Annotated in this window: 14 protein-coding genes and 1 pseudogene; 6 read left to right on the top strand and 9 right to left on the bottom strand. The window is 65.8% G+C overall.

The genetic code is table 11. The annotated features are described in order from the left end of the window. The 5 genes from ACVWYQ_RS30320 to ACVWYQ_RS30300 form a co-directional block, all read right to left on the bottom strand. Positions 1–1,854, bottom strand: a complete 1,854-nt coding sequence (locus ACVWYQ_RS30320) for a sigma-54-dependent Fis family transcriptional regulator (protein ID WP_456726658.1) — start codon at positions 1,852–1,854, stop codon at positions 1–3. A gap of 234 nt (positions 1,855–2,088) precedes the next feature. Beyond that, entirely contained in the window at positions 2,089–5,394 is a 3,306-nt protein-coding gene (locus tag ACVWYQ_RS30315; RefSeq protein ID WP_271541378.1) for an acetyl-CoA carboxylase family protein, read from the bottom strand. Between the two features lie 8 nt (positions 5,395–5,402). Further along, entirely contained in the window at positions 5,403–7,124 is a 1,722-nt protein-coding gene (locus tag ACVWYQ_RS30310) for an AMP-binding protein (RefSeq protein ID WP_271541376.1), read from the bottom strand. 147 nt (positions 7,125–7,271) lie between these two features. Next, complete coding sequence (locus ACVWYQ_RS30305; RefSeq protein ID WP_271541375.1) at positions 7,272–7,943, bottom strand: aspartate/glutamate racemase family protein; 672 nt, start codon at positions 7,941–7,943, stop codon at positions 7,272–7,274. A 12-nt stretch (positions 7,944–7,955) separates the two neighbouring features. Beyond that, positions 7,956–9,638, bottom strand: a complete 1,683-nt coding sequence (locus ACVWYQ_RS30300; protein ID WP_157285001.1) for a methyl-accepting chemotaxis protein — start codon at positions 9,636–9,638, stop codon at positions 7,956–7,958. A gap of 293 nt (positions 9,639–9,931) precedes the next feature. Here ACVWYQ_RS30300 and ACVWYQ_RS30295 point away from each other — a divergent pair, with 293 nt between their 5' ends. Continuing rightward, a complete protein-coding gene (locus ACVWYQ_RS30295; RefSeq protein WP_157285002.1) occupies positions 9,932–10,432 on the top strand; it encodes a hypothetical protein in 501 nt (166 codons plus the stop codon). Positions 10,433–10,446: 14 nt separating this feature from the next. Then, complete coding sequence (locus ACVWYQ_RS30290; protein WP_271541371.1) at positions 10,447–10,914, top strand: hypothetical protein; 468 nt, start codon at positions 10,447–10,449, stop codon at positions 10,912–10,914. Positions 10,915–10,917: 3 nt separating this feature from the next. Here ACVWYQ_RS30290 and ACVWYQ_RS30285 read toward each other — a convergent pair whose 3' ends face one another. Further along, the gene (locus tag ACVWYQ_RS30285) at positions 10,918–11,517 is read right to left on the bottom strand and encodes a TetR/AcrR family transcriptional regulator (protein WP_404543814.1); all 600 of its coding nucleotides are present in this window, start codon (positions 11,515–11,517) and stop codon (positions 10,918–10,920) included. A 159-nt stretch (positions 11,518–11,676) separates the two neighbouring features. Between ACVWYQ_RS30285 and ACVWYQ_RS30280 the strand changes: the two genes are divergently transcribed. After that, complete coding sequence (locus ACVWYQ_RS30280; RefSeq protein WP_109145972.1) at positions 11,677–12,054, top strand: tautomerase family protein; 378 nt, start codon at positions 11,677–11,679, stop codon at positions 12,052–12,054. Positions 12,055–12,091: 37 nt separating this feature from the next. Here ACVWYQ_RS30280 and ACVWYQ_RS30275 read toward each other — a convergent pair whose 3' ends face one another. The 3 genes and pseudogenes from ACVWYQ_RS30275 to ACVWYQ_RS30265 all read right to left on the bottom strand — a co-directional run bounded on the left by ACVWYQ_RS30275 (position 12,092) and on the right by ACVWYQ_RS30265 (position 15,462). Continuing rightward, positions 12,092–12,961, bottom strand: a complete 870-nt coding sequence (locus ACVWYQ_RS30275; RefSeq protein ID WP_271541368.1) for an urea carboxylase-associated family protein — start codon at positions 12,959–12,961, stop codon at positions 12,092–12,094. A 76-nt stretch (positions 12,962–13,037) separates the two neighbouring features. After that, positions 13,038–13,968 (bottom strand): annotated as a pseudogene (locus ACVWYQ_RS30270) (CobW family GTP-binding protein). A gap of 3 nt (positions 13,969–13,971) precedes the next feature. Next, entirely contained in the window at positions 13,972–15,462 is a 1,491-nt protein-coding gene (locus ACVWYQ_RS30265; RefSeq protein WP_404543817.1) for an amidohydrolase family protein, read from the bottom strand. Between the two features lie 358 nt (positions 15,463–15,820). Between ACVWYQ_RS30265 and ACVWYQ_RS30260 the strand changes: the two genes are divergently transcribed. From ACVWYQ_RS30260 to ACVWYQ_RS30250, 3 genes are all read left to right on the top strand, one after another. Next, a complete protein-coding gene (locus ACVWYQ_RS30260) occupies positions 15,821–16,978 on the top strand; it encodes a hypothetical protein (RefSeq protein ID WP_404543819.1) in 1,158 nt (385 codons plus the stop codon). A 191-nt stretch (positions 16,979–17,169) separates the two neighbouring features. After that, the gene (locus tag ACVWYQ_RS30255; protein WP_404543821.1) at positions 17,170–18,195 is read left to right on the top strand and encodes an alpha/beta hydrolase; all 1,026 of its coding nucleotides are present in this window, start codon (positions 17,170–17,172) and stop codon (positions 18,193–18,195) included. A 195-nt stretch (positions 18,196–18,390) separates the two neighbouring features. After that, complete coding sequence (locus ACVWYQ_RS30250) at positions 18,391–18,861, top strand: aminoacyl-tRNA deacylase (protein ID WP_036009608.1); 471 nt, start codon at positions 18,391–18,393, stop codon at positions 18,859–18,861. Positions 18,862–18,899 lie beyond the last annotated feature (38 nt).

Genomic DNA, 18,899 nt, shown 5'->3' with positions numbered 1-18,899 from the left:
CTACTGTGCCGTTTCGATCTTCAGCTGCTTGATCTTGCGATACAGCGTGGCGCGGCTGAGCTTCAATGCGCGTGCGGCTTCCGTCACGCGTCCACCATGCTCACGTAGCGCCGCGACAATCGTCGCACGCTCGGCTGCTTCGAGATCAGGCTCCGTCCGTCCAGCAAACGGCGGCAGATCGAGATCTGCATCGGTGATGACGCCATCTTCCGCCGTGCGGCCGGCGAGCCGCAGCACGTGGCGGAGCTGGCGCATGTTGCCGGGAAACGGGTAGGCCGCGAGCTGCGACCAGGCTTCTTCCGAGAGCCGGCAGTTCGGCGCCTCCTCGTGCGCGATCTGGCGGATGATGTCTCCGCGGTCGGCACGCTCGCGCAAGGCGGGCAGGCGCACTTCGATGCCGCGCAGGCGAAAATAGAGGTCGGCGCGGAAGGCTCCCGCTTCCGCCATGCGGCCGAGATCGCGATGCGTGGCGCTGATCAGGCGGATGTCGACCGCGACAGGCTTGAGCGCGCCGAGCGGCCAGACCTCGCGGTTTTCCAGAACGCGCAACAGGCGCGTCTGCAAGCCGATCGGCATGTCGCCGATCTCGTCGAGGAACAGCGTGCCGCCGTCGGCCTGCACGATCAGGCCCTTCGAGCCCTCGCGCCGCGCGCCGGTGAAGGCGCCGGCCTCGTAGCCGAACAGCTCGGCGTCGATCAGGCTCTCGGGCATCGCCGCGCAATTGAGCGCGACATAATTGTTGCGCGCGCGGTTGCTCGCACCGTGAATAGCCCGCGCGAACACGTCCTTGCCGACGCCGGTCTCGCCATGCAGCAGCACCGGCAGATTGTGGTCGCCGATGCGCATCAGCCGTTTCACGCTTCCGATCAGGCCGGGATCGCCGCCGGCGAGCCGGTGCAAGGCGTCGAAGCGATCGACGGGCGGATCGCGACGCTTGGTGAGCGGCCGCGCGCGCTGCGGCGGCGCGATCTGCCCCTGCCCCAATGGGCTGCCATCGGCGCGGCGCAGCTGGACTATGTCTTCTGCGTCGCGCGCGGCGTGATGATCGAACTTGATGTAGCGCGACAGGTCGATGCCGGACGCGATCAGGCCGTCGGTGAGGCCCAGCAATGCACGCGCGGATCGGCATGCGCCGACGACGCGGCGATCGTCGTCATAGGCGAGCAGGCCGCTACCGCCGTCGCCTGGCACGGTCGCGATCCAGGCATTGCGGAAATGGTCGCGGAAGATCGCGCCCTCGATGCGGCGCGTCGCCTGCATCGTGACCGCGAGCGCGAGCTGATGCGCGGCGCGGCTGAGATCATCCCGGCAAGACGTGATGTTGACGGCGCCCGCGATGCGGCCGACGGGATCGAATAGCGGCGCGACCGCACAGGAGAAGATGCCCCATTGCTCGCGAAAATGCTCGTCGCGATGAACCAAGATCGGCTTTTGCTCCGCAAGGCAGGTGCCAAGCCCGTTGGTGCCTTCATGGGCCTCGGAAAAATTCGAGCCGGTATAGACTTTCCAGCGCAGGAAGATCTCCGTGTCGGCCTCGCCCGGCAAGCGGCTGAACAGCATGGTCGCGTTGGCATCAGCAAGATTGACGCAATAGCCGGCCTCGCGCAGCACACGGGCGAGATCCTCGAGCTCGGACGTGGCCAGCCGGATCGTCGCCTCCATGGGCTGGGCGACGCGGCGGATCTCGGCTGCGGTCAGCGTCTGCGGCGGGCCCCGACGGGCCGGATCGAGTTTGTGGCTGATCAGGGAGCGCCGCCAGGAATCGGCAATCCGCGAAGAGGCATCGACGTCGGCCACATGATTGGCGACGGACAAGACACGGGCGACATGGTTCGAGGCCGAGAGGCTGGCCATCGCGGACGTCTCCACCCTGTATTATTGTGCAAAGTCTGGCACCACAGGCGGGGATGTCAATCGGGAACCGGGACGCAGTTGTAGGTCGCGATATCTCGGCGCCGTCATGGCCGGGCTTCGTCCCGGCCATCCACGTAGTGCAGCGCGCGCGAAAGAACGTGGATGCCCGGGACGAGCCCGGGCATGACGGCGTTGATATGGATTTGCCTCAAGCATCGGGTTGCTGCACCGCCCTCACCACGTGTCGATGCACGGCCGCTTCTTCTTCGTCCTCGGCTCGGGCTTCGGCACCGTGCGCAAGCCCGCCATGATCCAGCGCCGCGTCTCGGCCGGGTCGATGACGTTGTCGATCTCGAACACGGAGGCGATCGAGACCGCTTTGCCGTTGGCATAGAGCTCGGCGACCTTGTTGCGGTAATAGGTCTCGCGTTGCTCGGGGTCGGCGATCGCCTCCATCTCCTTGCGGAAGCCGAGGCGGACGTAGCCTTCCAGGCCCATGCCGCCGAACTCGCCGGTCGGCCAGGCCGCGGTGAAGAAGGAGGCATGGAAGCCGCCGCCGATCATCGATTGCGCGCCGAGACCGTAGCCCTTGCGCAGCACGATGCCGAACAGCGGCACGGTGAGGCTGGCGCCGGTCACGAACATGCGCGAGACGTGGCGCACGATCGCGGTCTTCTCCGCCTCCGGGCCGACCATGAAGCCAGGTGTGTCGCACAGCGAGACAACAGGCAGATCGAAGGCGTCGCAGAGCTGGAGGAAACGCGCGGCCTTGTCGCCGGCGTCGGCATCGATGGCGCCGCCGAGATGGCGCGGATTGTTGGCAATCAGGCCGAACGGCTTGCCTTCGATTCGGACCAGCGCCGTGATCATGCCGACGCCGTAGTCGCGGCGCAGCTCCAGAACGGAATCCCTGTCGGCGACGAGGTCGATCACGCTGCGGATGTCGTAGACACGCAGGCGGTTCTCGGGGATGGCGCGGCGGAGCAGGCGCTGGTCGGCGGCCTCCCACGCCGTCACTGCGCCCTGGAAATAGGACAGATACTTTTGCGCGACGCGGGTCGCTTCCTCCTCGTCCTCGACCAGGATGTCGATGACGCCGTTCGGCGACTGGAATGATACGGGGCCGACCTCGGCCGGATGATAGACACCGAGGCCACCGCCCTCGATCATGGCAGGACCGCCCATGCCGATCGAAGCGTTCTTGGTGGCGATGATGACGTCGCAGCAGCCGAGCATCGCGGCGTTGCCGGCGAAGCAATAGCCGGAAACGACGCCGACGACAGGCACGAGGCCCGAGAGCCGCGCGAACTGCACGAAGGACGGGCCGTCGAGGCCGGTCATGCCGAGCCGGTCGGTATCGCCGGGCCGGCCGCCACCGCCTTCGGCGTAGAACACCAGCGGCACGCGCCAGTCTTCCGCCAGCGTCAGCATGCGGTCTATCTTCTTGTGGTTCATGTGGCCCTGCGTGCCCGCGAGCACGGTGTAGTCATAGGCGACGACGATGCAACGCGCGCCTTCAGGCCCGAACTTCTCGGCATTGACCGTGGCGACGCCCATGACGAGGCCGTCGGCCGGCGTGTTCTTGATGAGATCGTCGAGCTTGCGACGGCGGCGCTGCGCCGCGATCGCGAGACTGCCGTACTCCATGAACGAGCCGTCGTCGACGAGCTGGGCGACGTTCTCGCGCGCGGTGCGCTGGTTGGTGTTGCGCCGCCGCTCGACTGCAGCGGGGCGGTTCTCGTCGAGCGTGTTCGCCTGGCGCGCAATCAGCTCGGCGAGATCGGGGCGGATATGGTCGAGATCGACATCGGCTTCCGCCGTCGTGCTGTCGGCGGCGACGTCGAGCGGCTCGAGATAGAGGATCGGCTCGCCATGCATCAGCGTGACGCCGTCGCCGGCGATGAGCTTCATCACCCGGCCGCCCTGCTCGGCCATGACGAGGTGCTCCATCTTCATGGACTCGATCACGGCGAGCTGCTGGCCCGGGCGGACGATCTCGCCCTCCGTCACCTGGATGGTGACGATGGTTCCTTGCAGCGGCGCCGCGACCATCACCGTGCCTTCGGGTACGGCTGGCGCGACGTGCACCTCCGCGCCGTGACCGGCGCCGCACTCGGACGCGGCGAAGTAAAGCGGCTTGGCGGCGCCATCCGATGCTTCCACGAGCCTGGCGATGTTGCGGTCGATGAAATCAGTCGCGATACGGTTGGTCCTGAAATCGGGATGCGCGAGCACCGCCTGAAGGAAAGCAATGTTGGTGACGACACCGTCGATCCGGAACTCGCGCAAGCTGCGCGAGGCTTTCGCGACCACATCATGCCAAGCCTCGCTCCGCGTGTGCACGATCACCTTCGCCAGCAGTGAGTCGAAGGAGGCGCTGGTCTTGTAGCCGGCATAGCCAAAGCTATCGACGCGGACGCCGGGCCCCGACGGCGGCTCGAACACGGCTAGGACGCCACCGGTCGGATGCGTGGCGCCTGACACGTCCAGCGTCTCCATGTTGACGCGAAGCTGCATGGCATGGCCGCGCGGCTTCGGGATCGATGCCTGCGCAAGACCGAGCGAGCTTAATGTGCTGCCTGCGGCGACCACGAGCTGGGCGCGGACGAGATCGACGCCGAGCACCTCTTCCGTGACGGTGTGCTCGACCTGGAGCCGCGGGTTGGCCTCGATGAAGGCGAAGCTGTCCTCGGCGGTTCCGTCGACCAGAAACTCGAACGTGCCGAGATTGTCGTAAGACGCAGCACCCGCCAGCTGCTTTGCCGCCTCAATGATGCGGCCGCGCAGGGCATCGCTCAATGACGGGCTCGGCGCCACCTCGATCAGCTTCTGGTGCCGGCGCTGGATGGTGCATTCGCGTTCCCAGAGATGGGAGATCGCACCATGGCGGTCGCCGATGATCTGGACCTCGATGTGGCGCGCCTGCCGGATCAGCCGCTCGGCATAGACGCCCTCGAAGCCGAACGCCGCCTTGGCCTCGGATTGGCAGCGCGCATAGGCTTCCGAAAGATCGGACGCGTTCTCCACCACGCGCATGCCACGGCCGCCACCGCCCGCCATCGCCTTGATCACGATCGCAGCGCTGCTGCCGAGCGAGGTAAAGAATGCCGTGATCTCCTCGAGGCTCGACGGCCCGCTGGTGCCGGCAATGATCGGCACGCCGCAGCGTTTCGCCAGCTGACGTGCCGCAACCTTGTCGCCGAACAGCTCGAGCGCAGCGGGTTTCGGCCCGACGAAGGTGATTCCGGCGTCGGCGCAGGCTTTCGCGAAGGCCGCGTTCTCGCTGAGGAAACCGTAGCCGGGATGCACGGCATCGCACGCCGCGCTCTTCGCCGCCATCACCACGGCGTCGACGTCGAGATAGGCCCGTGCGCCGCGGCCGGGGATCTCGATCGCCTCGTCCGCAACGCGCACGTGCAGCGACAACGCATCGTCGGCAGGATGGATCGCGACCGTCGCAATGCCGGCATCGGCCGCCGCGCGTGCGATGCGGATGGCGATCTCGCCGCGATTGGCGATCAGGAGCTTCTTGAACGACATCGTCTCTCTCACTGGACGGCAGGAGGATTTGGATTGAGGTCCTGCTTCCTGACCTTGCCCGTTGCCGTCAACGGCAGCCCATCGATAATGCAGACTTCCGGAACCTTGTAGACGGCCATGCGCTCGGCGCACCAGGCGCGCAGTTCTTGTTCTGAGACCGTGCCGATCGCTTCCGGCTTGAGCTGGATGTAAGCGACCGGCACCTGGCCCTTGTCCGGATCATCACGGCCGACCACGCCCGAGCCCAGCACCTTCGGATGCTGCCCCAGCAACGCCTCGATCTCCGGCGGAAACACGCTCATGCCCTTGACCTTCAGCATCTCCTTGCGCCGGCCGAGGAAGTGCAGAAAACCGTCCTCGTCGATGGTGCCGATATCCCCGGTGCGCAACCAGCCGTCGACGAGCGATTCCGCCGTCGCCTCGGGCTTGTTCCAGTAACTCTTGAGCAGCGACGGCGTACGCACGCGGATCTCGCCTTCGGCTCCCAGCGGCAGCAGCGCACCGGTCTCGAAATCGGTGATCTTGAACTCGGCGCCGGGGACCGGCAGGCCGACGAAGATCGGCTGGCTGTTGAGGTCGAAATCCCCGTCCTGAAAGCCAGCGGTGAAAGTATTGGAAGTGTGGGTTTCGGTCATGCCCCAGGCCGCCTCCATCAGGATCGTGCCGGTGAGGTCCTTCCAGCGCCTGCGATAGCCGGCGTTGAGCTTCTTGACGAAGGAGACCACGCGCACTTGTTGCAGCGACGACAGGTCGAACTCGCTCCAGCGCGGATGGTCCATCATCTCGACCGCGCTGTCGACCGGCATCGCCGTCATCGTGACCTTGTACTTGTCGATCGCCGCCATCGCGCCGACAGCGTCCCAGCGCGCGAGCAGAACCAGCGTGCCGCCCGAGAACAGCGGGAAGATCAGACCGGAATTCTCGCCCGCAATCCAGAACTCCGGAAAGAACGACAGGAACACGCTGCTCTCGTCCGAAGGAATCGAGATGCCGTAATTGGCGGCAGCCGTGTAGACCATGTCGCGATGGGTATGCACGCACCCTTTGGGCATGCCGGTGGTGCCGCCGGTGTAGTTGAGCGCAGCGACATCATCGAGGTGAGGCGGCGGCAGCGGGGTCGGTGCGGGCAGTGCCGCGAGCGCCGGCAGGAGATCAGTTGCGCCGGAGACCGCAACGCGCGGCGTGCGGATCGAGTCCGGTGCCGGAAAGGCAGGCGCCGCCGGCACGACATCGGCGAAGCTGGTGACGATGATCTCGCGCAGGCGCACGTCGCCGCGGACCTGATCAACGATAGGCATGAGCTGGTCGAGCGCGACGATCACCTCGGCCTGGGTGTCATTGAGCTGGTAGGACAATTCGAACGCGCGCGACAGCGGGCTGACGGGGGCATGGACCGCGCCGAGCTTCAGGATACCGAAGAACACGACGTGGAATTGCGGACAGTTCGGCAGGAAGACGGCGACGCGATCGCCCTTGCGCACGCCCTTTGCCTGCAACAGCGCCGCAAAGCGATCGCTCTGCCGATCGAGATCGGCATAAGTGGTCACATGCCCGTAGAAGATCACCGCGGGCCGCTCCGGACTCCGCTTCGCCCAGGTGCGCAGATATTCCGTCAAGGGAACTTCGCCGTGCAGATAGTTCGGCGAGCGCGGCAGGCCCTTCGGCCAGGCCTTGTCCCACAGGCCGCGCAAGGTGGCGAGGTAGTCATTCTCGTCCAGGCCCGTGTTCATGACGTCCTTCCCGTGTTGCTTTTCTTTTCGCGAGGGACGCAAGGCAGCATCGCTCGACCTCGTTACACGTCGAGCACCGCAGAGTTGATGTCAAGGAAAACAGTTTTCCGCAGCACGGCCGATGCCGCGGCGCGGAAAAACCAGAGGTTACGCCGCGACGAGACGAGTGATCCGTCGCACGGCAGATGGGATCGGGGCGATGATTGGCGCCGCGAACATCGGCTGAAGCTCGTGGGCCGCTTCACCCAGCGGCCCGCCGCCGATGATGACCGCTTCCGCTCTGTCTCGCACAATGCAGGCCTCAACCGCGCCGGCGAGCGCTGCGCGCAGCTGCGCCGGATCGCGCATCAGCTCTTGCGGATCACCGTCGGCGAAGCGCGTGCCGGTGTAGCTTGCGCGCAAGCCCAGCGTATCAGGCAATGCATCGATCTTCGCTTTCAGCAACGGCGTCGTGGTCGCCACGCCGAACCGGCGACCGTTCCCGGCGGCTTCCAGCATCGCGGATTCGCCGATGCCGACGGCGGGCAGCTTCATCGCCGCCTTGATCCCGGTGAGACCGGGATCACCGAATGCCGACACGATGACGCCGTCGCACTCGCCGCCACGGAGACGCGCGATCTCCTCGACCTCCAGCGCAGCCACTTCCAGCGCGTCCGCCGAGACGATCATCGTGGGCGCACGCGTTGCCGTGGCGCCGACGATATCGAAACCATCGGCGGCAGCGGACCTTGCGATCGCCACCATCATCGTGGTGGTCGCCTCGTTGCTGTTCGGATTGATCAGGAGGATGCGCGCGCGTCGATCGGAGTTTTGGCCCATCCTCCCGCTATACTAAGCCGCCCGCACGCCCGCAACGAAGGCGCTGACCTCGTCCTGCAGCGATTGCAGCTTGTGCGTCAGCCGGCCGCTCGATTGCAGTACAAGGCCGGCGGCCTGTCCGGTCTCGGCCGTCGCATCGGTGACGCCGGAGATGTTGTGCGAGACCTGGTCGGTGCCGGAGGCCGCCTCCTGCACGCTGTGCGCGATCGCCTTCGTCGCGGCGCCCTGCTCCTCGACCGCCGCGGCGATCGACGAGGAGATCTCGTTGACCTCCATGATGGTGGCGCGGATGCTCTCGATGTTGCCGACGACCTGATTGGTCTCGGCCTGGATCGCGGTGATCTGCGCGCCGATCTCGTCGGTCGCCTTCGCGGTCTGGCTCGCCAGCGACTTCACTTCGCTCGCGACCACCGCAAAGCCCTTGCCGGCCTCGCCCGCGCGCGCCGCCTCGATGGTGGCGTTGAGCGCGAGCAGATTGGTCTGCGAGGCGATCTGGTTGATGAGGTCGATGACCTCGCCGATCTTGTGCGCGGCGGCGGCAAGGCCCTGCACGGTGTCGTTGGTGCGCTGGCCGTCGGCGGCGGCCTTGTCGGCCACTGTCGCGGCCTGCGCGACGCGCTGGCTGATCTCGGCGATCGAGGCCGACAATTCGCCCGCGGCGGAGGCCACCGTCTGCACGTTGCTCGAGGCCTGCTGGCACGCGGTGGCGACGAAGCTCGCACGGTCGCTCGCCTTGTTGGCGGTTTCCGACATGCCCTGCGCGGCCTGCTGCATCGCGCGGGCCTCGTCGAAGACGTCGCGGACGACGGCCTGCACGCTCGCCTCGAACTTGCCGGCGAGATCGGTCATGGTCTTGCGCTTCTCCTCGTCGGCCTTCTGCTTCAACTCCTGCTGCTCGGCATGCATCCGGCTCACCGCCGATGCATTGTCCTTGAACACGGCGAGCGCCTTGGCGAGGCCGCCGACCTCGTCGCGGCGGTCGGTGTAGGGCACGTCGAAGGCGCTGTCGCCGGCGGCAAGGCGCTCGGTCAGCGCGGTGATCCGGGCCAGCGGCCGGGTGACGCTGCGGCCGATCAGGAAGGAGGCGCCGAGCACCACGACCAGCACAGCGAGACAAATATAGGCGAAGGTCATCGCGTTCTGGCGGAAGGCGGCATCGACGTCGTCCAGATAGATGCCAGTGCCGATGATCCAGCCCCAGGGCGCAAAGCCCTTCACATAGGAGATTTTCCCGACCGGCTGGTCGAAGCCGGGCTTCGGCCAGAGGTAGCCGTAGAAGCCCGCACCCTGCTTGGTGACGACGTCAACGAAGCCCATGAAGAGCGCATTGCCGGCGGGATCCTTCATCCCGGAGAGATCCTTGCCGTCGAGCTCGGGCCTGATCGGATGCATGACCATCTTGGGGGTCATGTCGTTGATCCAGAAATACTCGACCTTGTCGTAGCGCAGACTCTTGATCTCGGCCATCGCGCCGGCCTGCGCCTGCTCGCGCGAGAGCTTTCCTTCGCTCTCGAGTTTCTGGTAGTGCGCCAGGATGCCGTAGCCAACATCGACCATCTGCTGCGTCTTGGCCTGACGGTCGGCGACCATCTGCGTGCGCAGGGTCGAGAGGGCGACCGGCGCCAACGCGATCATGCCGAGGAGGCTGATGCCGACAATCAGGACCAGCTTGAAACTGATGCGGGAGAAAATCATCGGTGCTCACAGGAATTGGAAGGGCTGATATGCCAGATTATCCCGCGTCTCTTAGCAAAGCTTTAAGCATTCGGGTTCCGACACTCCGAAATTTTGCGGGGAACGTGACCGGCACGCTCGTATGGCCACGAGACAAAGCGAGACCGACCTCACCCGAGATACGAATTCTTCCAATCTAGAACACCTCGACATCGTCTCTCCGCGCGTTGACTTGGAGAGCTCTCTGGCAGAACGATCGGCGCAGATCATCCGCGCCAGCGCTGGCGTGAGCGCAGCCGGAGGCCAGAGGCACAATGCATCGATCGACATACACGAGGCCCGTCGACCTTCCTGCGCTGAGTGCGGCGGAGCGGCTCTTCATCTGGGGATTTCGGGCGAAGGCGCGTAGCGGAAGCGCCGTCCCGACGGCGGCCGATATCCAGCAGGTGTACGACCATTTTCGCGTCGGCGATGCCGTGCTGTCGCTGGATTCCATCATCGAGATCTTTGCCTGCACCGCGCATACCGCGATCGAAGTGCACTGCCCCACCTGTCCGCGCATGTCCGACAGCGAGCGCGGAATCTTGCGCGCGATTGCCGCGGCCCAGCAGGACCGCGTCGATGTCGCGCGCGAGCAGTTCGAGCGCTGGCTGCCGCCGATCGGCGCCGATTGGGCGCTCGCGCCGGTCCTGGGGCTTGCGACGATCTTCCGCATGGCCGGCCTCGTCCTGCCCGACCGGCACGAGCCGCCTGTCGCGCATGACGGAATTTCGGCGATGAAGAGCTGGTTCGTCGGCAGCGCCACGTTGCATTGACGCGATCGTTCAAGATGCGGGCCAGTTGCGATTCTGCGGCGACGTCGGACGCGGGTGAGCGGCTGCTCTGTCCACTCCAAGCCGCGCTTGCGACCCGTCCGGACATCGACAGCTACGATGATTTTTCCCGCCTCGCGCTGGCGCTGCTCCGCTTCATCGGAGCGGCCTATGCGACCGGCGCATCGGATTGCTGGGAAGCGGCCTATCGCTTTGCCGAGGAAGCGCCCGGCATTGCCGACAGTCCGCTGCTGGTCGCGCGCGCGGCCGCGCTCGTCAGGATCCTGCGCAAGGAGCGGCCCTGCGAGCTGTGCTTCATGCCGCCGTCCTGCAGGCGCCTTTCCAAGGACGAGGCGGAATTGATGCGACTGCTGGCGGTCGCGCGCCGCAAGCAGCCGGGCGAGCTCGAATCCACCGTTGGCCAGGTCGTTGACTTCGGCGAGGATGCTGCGACACGCGCGGTCAACGCGCTCGCGCTGTGCTGACACCTATCCGCCATTCCTGCCGAGCACGAGATCGATCGTGTGCGCGGCGATCTTGCGCAATTGGGGCTCGTCCCCGAAGGCACGCTCGAGCACGGCGAGGCCGCGCGTCACGGTGACGATGTGCAGCGCCGCAGCCGCGGGATTGCCGTCGAACTCGCCCCGCGCCGCGCCAGCGGCCAACGTGTCCTGAAGCAGTGCGGTGATGCGCGAGATCAGGTTCGCAAAAGCCTGGCGCGCGTTGTCGTCGAGCCCCTCGCCTTCGGCGCCGCCGAGTTCCATCAGCCCGCGCGTCGTCGGACAGCCGCGCGGCGGCGTGCCCGAGCGGAAATTGGTGATGGTCAGATCGAAGAACGCGGTGAGGCGCTTGCGCAAGGAACCTGCCCCGAGCGCCTTTTGCACCTTGGCGAGATAATCCCCCGCGTAGCGTTCATAGGCCTGCAGGAATAGCGCCTCCTTGCTGCCGAAGGCATTGTAGAGACTCCCGCGCTGGACCGCCGCATCGCGCGCAATGTCGGACAGCGAGGTGCCGCGCACGCCCTTGCGCCAGAACTGGTCGAACGCGATGCGCAGAACCTCGTCATGATCGAACTCGCGCGGTCTCAAGCTTGGCTCCGCAAAATATTTGACATGCCGTCAAGAACATGCTTTCTCGACATCGTGTCAAAAACCGATCGAGATTGATAGTCCGTTTTTTCTCAATTGGCCGAGCCGGCGGCGTTCACATCGCCGTGTCGGCCGGAGCCGCATGCAAAGGGCCGCGTGATGCCTCTCCTCCACATTTCGATGCGCGCTGGTAAGCCGCAAAGCTACCGGCAGGCGATTCTGGACGGACTTTACCGCGCGATGCGCGAGGCCCTGAACGTGCCCGAAGGCGATGCGTTCATGGCCATCACCGAGCATGAGCCGGCCAACTTCCGCTGCGGCAATGCTTACGGCGTCGAGCGCAGCGAAGACGCCCTGCTGATCCAGATCACCGTGTTCGCCTCGCGCACGGCCGAGCAGAAGAAAGCGCTGTATCGCCGGATCGCCGACCTGCTCGGCGAGAACCCGGGGATCAGGCCCGAGGACGTGTTCGTCAACGTGCTCGACGCGCCCAAGGAGAACTGGTCCGTCGGTCACGGCATCGCGCAGTTCGCGTGAGGTGCACGGCGACGGATGGCCAGTCGAGGACTGAGATTCAGCGTCCTGCATGCGCACCGTGGTGACGGTGATAAGCGCTCGGCGAGGGCCAGGTCCAGCCCTTCAGGGCCGTTCGATCCGGCTCGAAGATTTCGATCTTGAGCGGATGGCATGCCGCGGCATCGCTGGAATGGGTTGCGCTGCAGTCTCCACCCGGACAGGCCGACAGCGCGCCGAGCAGGTCGATCTCCGCGAAGAACTCGATGAAGTCGCCGGGGCGGACTGGACTTGCCTTCATGAAATATTGGTGCGTGTCCCCAGTGAAGCCGGTGCACATGAAGACGTTGAGCACGTCGTGGACATCATGCTCCACTGCGGCCGGATCCGCCTTCAATTCGGTGGCGAGGGCGCGGGACAGGTTGGAGTGGCAGCAAAAATCGTAAGCCGTGCCGTTCAGCAGGAGATTTGTGTAGGGATCGCAGCGCGTGCCGATCACATCGTGAATGCCGGCACCGTCCGCGTCGAAGCCGTACCAGCCAAGCGTATCGTGGCTGATGGTCGCCATCGGCCGAAGATAGGGCATATTGCTCCAGAGCCGGTCACCGATGCCGACATGCGTGCCATGGAGCGCCCGCGTCTTGCCGCTGAAGAAGCGCTCGGAGAGATCGTCTGCATTCCAGAGATTGAGGTCGCCGACCTGCGGGCCTTCGATGCTGACGATGCGGAAGAACTGGCCGCGCGCCACGCGAAAGGCACGGGCATCGCGTGGGGGCACGATAAGCTCGTGCGTCTTGACCGCAGCACGGCGGACTATTTCGAGCGCGGCCATGTCCGGCCCGGGCATCGTCCCGACCGGATAGACGATGGCCGGCTTGGCAGCGCGGCGCGAGGCAGCATCAGCGGGGGCGAGTGGGATATTTGGCGGCATAGTTCGGCCTCGGATCGACTCGGCAAGAGGAGAGGTGGTGGCTAATGGCGGAAGCGGTTGACCCTACCCCCTCAGCTCAGCCGCCGGCAACGCACGCCTCCATGACTTCATCGAGCTCCGCCTTCGAGAGAACGCCAAGCTCGGCAATGAAGACGATCCGCGACCGCGCCGCGCCCGGTGCCGGCGCATCGCCTGGCGCGAGCGTCGCGCGGCCCGGCGGCGAACTGAAACACCATCGTGCGGCCGGGCTGCTCGATGGTTTCGAACAGGCCCTTGGCGCGCGCCAGCTTCGGCGCAAGGCGGTTGATGGCCTGCTGCAGGCGCGGCAGCGAGACCGGCTTATCCGAGGTCCAGCTCAGTGCCTCGAAGCGCTCCTCCGCCGGCCGTTTCGGTCCCACCTCGCGCGACGCCGGAGAGCGGTCGGCGTCGGCGGGAAACAGCAGCGCGGGCGGAATCTCGCCGTGGTGTGCATCGACCACCACCGCGGGCACGCGCTGGGCGCGGATGGCGTCACGCATCCGCACCCCCGCGCCCGCGCCCGCCAGATCCAGCTTGCTCAATGCCACGATATCGGCGACGCGCAGCTGCGACCGCATCAGCGCGTCGTCCAGAGCCGAAGGCGGTGTCCCTGCGTCCAACACGCAAAGCACCGTCTCCAGCTGCGCCTCGCGCAGAATCACCGGGTCCATCAGGTTGCGCACGATATCGGCGGGATCGGCGACGCCGCTGGTCTCGATGACGATACAATCGGGCTTGGGATCACGCCGCAGCAGCGTCGAAAGCGTGCGGAGCAGATCGCCCTCGAGCGAGCAGCAGATGCAGCCATTGGCAAGGCTGACCACGCCGTCGCTCGCACCCGCGATCAGCTCCGCATCGATGTTGATCGCACCGAAATCGTTGACGACGGCGGCGATCCGCCGCCCCTCCGCATGCGCCAACAGATGATTGACGACCGTGGTCTTGCCGGCCCCCAGAAAGCCGGTCACCAGGAGAATGGGGACCGGCATGGCTCAGCTCTCGACGATTGGGCGCCGCACCGGCCGGCCCGGCCGCGCAGCCACATCGAGAATACCGTCGCTGATCAGCACCTGGCCGCTGACGACCAGATGCCGCACGCCCTCAGAGGGCCGGTTCATCGCCGTGAAAGTCGCTCGGTCCGAAAGCTTCTCGTAGTCGAACACGACGATATCGGCATCCGCGTCCTTCGCCAGCCGGCCCTTGGCGCGCATCGCCGGCGTGCTCTGCGAGAGGATCTCCGCCGGGATCAGCGCGCATTTGCGCACGCCTTCCAGCAGCGACACGGCCTTGCGCTCGCGGACCCATTCGCGGATGAACTTCGTGAAGCAGCCGGCCGAGCGCGGATGCGAGGTCGCGTCATCCGGCAGCGGCCAGGCATCGCCGGTGTAGGTTGAGCCGTCCGACAGCGTCCACGGCATCGCGTCGGAGGCGATCGCGCCGCCGGGATACAGCACCGACATGTCGAGCAGGTCGCGGTGATGCGCGTTGTTGTCGGTGTCGAGGATGTGCCAGAGCACCAGCGAGGACGGCTCCTCGGCCTGCGCCTTCAAGAGCTCCTCGCGGTCGTGGAAGCGGTAGCCGTCGGTCACGCGCTGCACGGAATCGTAACCGGTGCCGTTGCGCTCGACGAACTCCGGATCACTGAAGAAGGCGGCGGCCAGCACGGTCGAGCCGGTGCCGTAAGGATAAGCCTCGACCGTGATCGGCAGGCCCTGTCCTTGCGCCTTCTCGATCAGCACGCGGCAACGCTCGACATCGGTCTTGCTCGACGAGTTGAAATGGCAGATGTGCATATGCGCGCCGGTAGCGCCGGCATAGCCGATCAGGCGGATATAGGCTTCCACCGCGCTCTCTGGGTCGATGCGCGACATGAAGGCGACATGGGTGAAGGTGGGCACGTCCTGCTTCGCGGCGAGCTGGCACACTGCGGTCAGCTCCTGCACGCCGGCGCCGGGCGCATAGGCGTTGAGGATGCCGATGCCGATGCCGCCCTCGTTGAGACCGCGCCCGAGACGCTCGAGGATGCCCGAGACCTCCGCATCGGTTGCGACGTTGTCCATCCAGCGGCGATCGCGCATGGCGTTGCCGAACGCCTCCAGCGAGCTCTCCGCGTTGGAGCCCGTCATCGCGCCGATGCGGGCGAAGGCCCAGTTGGTGGCGGCACCATAGTTCAGCACACGTCCCTTCCGTGCCTGGCGCTCATACCAGGACGCGACCGGCAGCACGCCGGCCTCGAGATCGAGCGTCGTCGTGACGCCGTCGAACGCCTGCATGCGGTCGGCCGGGATCGACTGGCCATGGGCGTGCAGATCGATGAAGCCGGGCGCCACCACGAGGCCGGTGGCGTCGATCACCCGCTCGGCGTCGCCGAGACCGGTGCCGACGGCGGCAACCTTGCCGTCCACCACCGCCACGTCGCCAACGGCGTCCATCCCGCTCGCGGGATCCACCACCCGGCCGCCAGAGATCACCAAACCGCTCATCTCGTCACTCCGAAAAGCAAATTGCCAAAATCTCCGAAGGCCCGGCAGCAGCTTCGGAGGCGCATCGGCGCGCATAGTGCAGATTTTGAGATCGACGACCACCTCCACTGAAGCCGACGCAGCATGCATATCGCCGCTCAGCCAATGCCCGGATCGCGCTGGCGGATGCAGTCTCGGGTTGCATCCCGGCAAAGGCCACGCTATTGGATGCACGCAATCTTTCTTTCTTGGAGGCGACCATGTCTACGACTGCACGCTTCCCGGGTTCGACGCGCGATATTTGACGCGCCCCTCCCGGGATTGAGTCCCGGATGAGATCACAACGCTCCGTATCAAATCGAATGTGCCGCGGTGCCTCTTGGGCCGCGATCGCGAACCTGTTGTCATGACATCCAATCTCCTGCCGGCCCCTTGTCGGGTGACCGCTCGCTCCGACCTGCTCGAACGCAGGCTTCGGCGGTATCATCCGCATTTCCAGGGTGCCGTACGCACTCTGGCCCTGCAGCACCCGCGCTTGGCCGACCTTGCCGCGAGCTTTCCCGCGCTGCTCTTCGCGCTGGCTGTTCCGCGGACACGGCTCGATCCCGCGCGTGCGATCGCACGCGTGGTCGAGGGCGCTCCCCTCGCGCAAGCCGCCGCAGCTGCCGATCTGCCCCTGTGGCTGCGCAAGCTGCCGCCGGAGGCATTCGCGCGCCCGGTCCCGCGCCTGCCTGACGGTGAGCTGTTCCGCCGGCAGATCGCGAACCACCTTCCGCGCTCACTCAAGCTCGCGCCGTGCTGGCTTCAGCTCATCGCCGAGGCCGCCGAGCTCGCGCATGCGCCGATGACTGTGTGGATCGCGCGCGAGTTCGTCCGCGAGCCGCAGCGTGTGAGGACTGCGCGGTTGCGGTTCATCTGTCTCTGGGCGTGGTTTTCGTCTCAACCGACGACATTGGGGCACGATCTGATCGAGAGGCCGTGGACACCGGACCTGGGGATCGATGCCGCACGTTCGGCCGCAGAGGATTGGCGAACGGTCGTTGCCTTGCACACCAACCTCGGCCGCCTGCCGATCGCCGACATGTGGCTGCGGCCCGGCCGGATGGCAGGCTACGAATTCGTGCCGCTGGATTGCATTGCCGCCATCACCGAAGAGGCAAAGGCGATGCGGAATTGCCTCAGAACCCTTGGCAGCAGCCTCGCACACAATCATTCGCGACTCTGGAGCATCCGGAAAGACGGCGAGCGGATCGCGACGTTACGGATCTCCCGCCGCTACCGTGATCCGCTGCCGAACCTCGTCGAGCTCCAAGGCCCCGGCAATGCTGAAGTATCGCGCGAATTGTGGTGGGTCGCTCGCCAATGGCTGCACAAACACGATCTATCGCAGATCGACATGAGGCAATTTGACTGGGGTACGGCACCGATCGACCGCGAAAGTTGGACATTGCTTTGGCGGCCGTACTGGCTTGCCAAGCGGCGCATCCCGCAATGGCTGCCGGTCGCGCCGTCGCGCACGGCGCTTGAGTTGCTGTGAGCCGGAAATGACGCTCTCTGAGATTGATTGCGGTAACTCGCAGAGCTCCACCCATTCTGCGAGCCGATTGGCCTTCGTTCGGACGCAAAGACAACCCGCCGGGATGCGACTCTGCCGTCTTCTCGCCCCCATTCTCCTTCAGGGAGCTAGCGGGGCGGCGTTACGGTGGGCAAAGTTCCCTGAGGTTCCGTGTGATCGTCCGACGTCTTCTGCAACGCGACTGCCGTCCTTCCGTTTCGCGCCGCGCCGTCCTTGGCGGACTCCTGTCGGCAGGCAGCGCGCTCGCGCTCGGCGGATGCGCGGGCCTCGGTGCGACCGGCGCGCGCTACGACGCCTCGTCGCTCTCCGTTGACCCCACGTTGCTTGTCGTCACCACGCGCAAGCCCGTCAACGGCGCCCGCGCGAAACCCTGGTTCGGGCCGGAGCGCGCCGCGAGCATGACAATCGCACGGGCGAAGCTGACAGCGCCGGATGAGAGCCGACTTTCCCTCGCCTCGGTTGGCCTCGAGGATTGGCGTCTCGACCGGATCGAGCCGGTGCCCGCCGAGGCGGGCGATCTCGCTGCGCAGGCCGGCGGCGGGGACGTGCTGATCTATGTGCACGGCTTCAAGCAGACATTCGAGACGGCGGTGCTGGATGCAGCCCACCTCTCCAATGGGATCAAGTTCCGCGGCCGGACCATGGCGTTCTCCTGGCCTTCCAAGGCAGGACTGTTCGACTACGCCTATGACCGCGACAGCGCGATGTGGTCGCGCGATAATTTCGAGCGCGTGCTCTCGGCGCTGGTGTCGGCACCGGGGGCGGGGCGCGTGCACATCGTCGCTCACAGCATGGGAACCATGCTGACACTCGAAAGCCTGCGCCAGCTCCATGGGCGATACGGCGACACGGTGACGAGCAAGATCGGCGCGGTGGTGTTTGCCGCCCCCGACATCGACATGGACGTGTTCTCGTCGACGATCCAGCGCATCGGCCCACTCGCCGGCAAGATCACGGTGATCGCCTCGACCAACGATCGTGCACTGGCGCTGTCGGGACAGCTCGCCGGCGGCATGACCCGGGTCGGCGCGGCCGAGAAGGCCGCCATCGCTGGGCTCGGCGTGCGCGTGGTCGATGCGTCGGCGGAAGGCTGGGGCATCATCAACCACGATCTGTTCCTGTCGAATACGGAAGTGCAGCGGGTGATCCGTCGCTCGATCGACGGCACGGCCGCGTAGGAGAGCGCCTGCGCCGGCCACGCGAAAAGCCTGCTCCTGCCCACATCCGTTGCGGCTCCCAGGGGAATTGCATTGCAGCTTGCGGATGGAAGACCTATGCTGAGTTTCTAGTCAGGCAGCCGCCCATCGTATGGCGAGAGACTGCAGGATCGGCCTCACGGTGGATGGTTTCCATTCAGCATCGGAGGTGATGCCATGGCCATTGCTCCCACCCTCCAGAAATACCTCGCCGCCGAGAACATCCAGTACGAGGTGATCCCGCACGAACTCAGCATGACGTCCGCCCGAACGGCGCAGGCATGCCATATCTCCGGCGACCGCCTCGCCAAGGGTATCGTGTTGCGGCGCGACGGCGGATACATGCTGGCCGTCTTGCCTGCATCGCATCACCTCCGCCTGTCGGACCTGAGGACAAGCCTCGGCGACAATGTCCACATGGCCAATGAAACCGAGATCAATCGGCTGTTCAGCGACTGTGCTCACGGTGCAGTTCCTGCCGTCGGCAAATGCTACGGATTGGATATCATCGTCGACGACAGCCTCGAGGCACAGCCGGACATCTATATGGAAGCCGGCGATCATGAGACGCTGCTTCACATGGGTCACGCGCAGTTTGCGCGCCTGACGGCCAACGCACCGCACGGCCGCTTCAGCGCGCATGACTGAGGATCCTGTGCGCCGCCCATTGTCCTTGCGGCCCTGGG

It is taken from the genome of Bradyrhizobium sp. USDA 3397, assembly GCF_054060965.1.
This window is presented reverse-complemented; position numbering and strand designations above follow the sequence as displayed.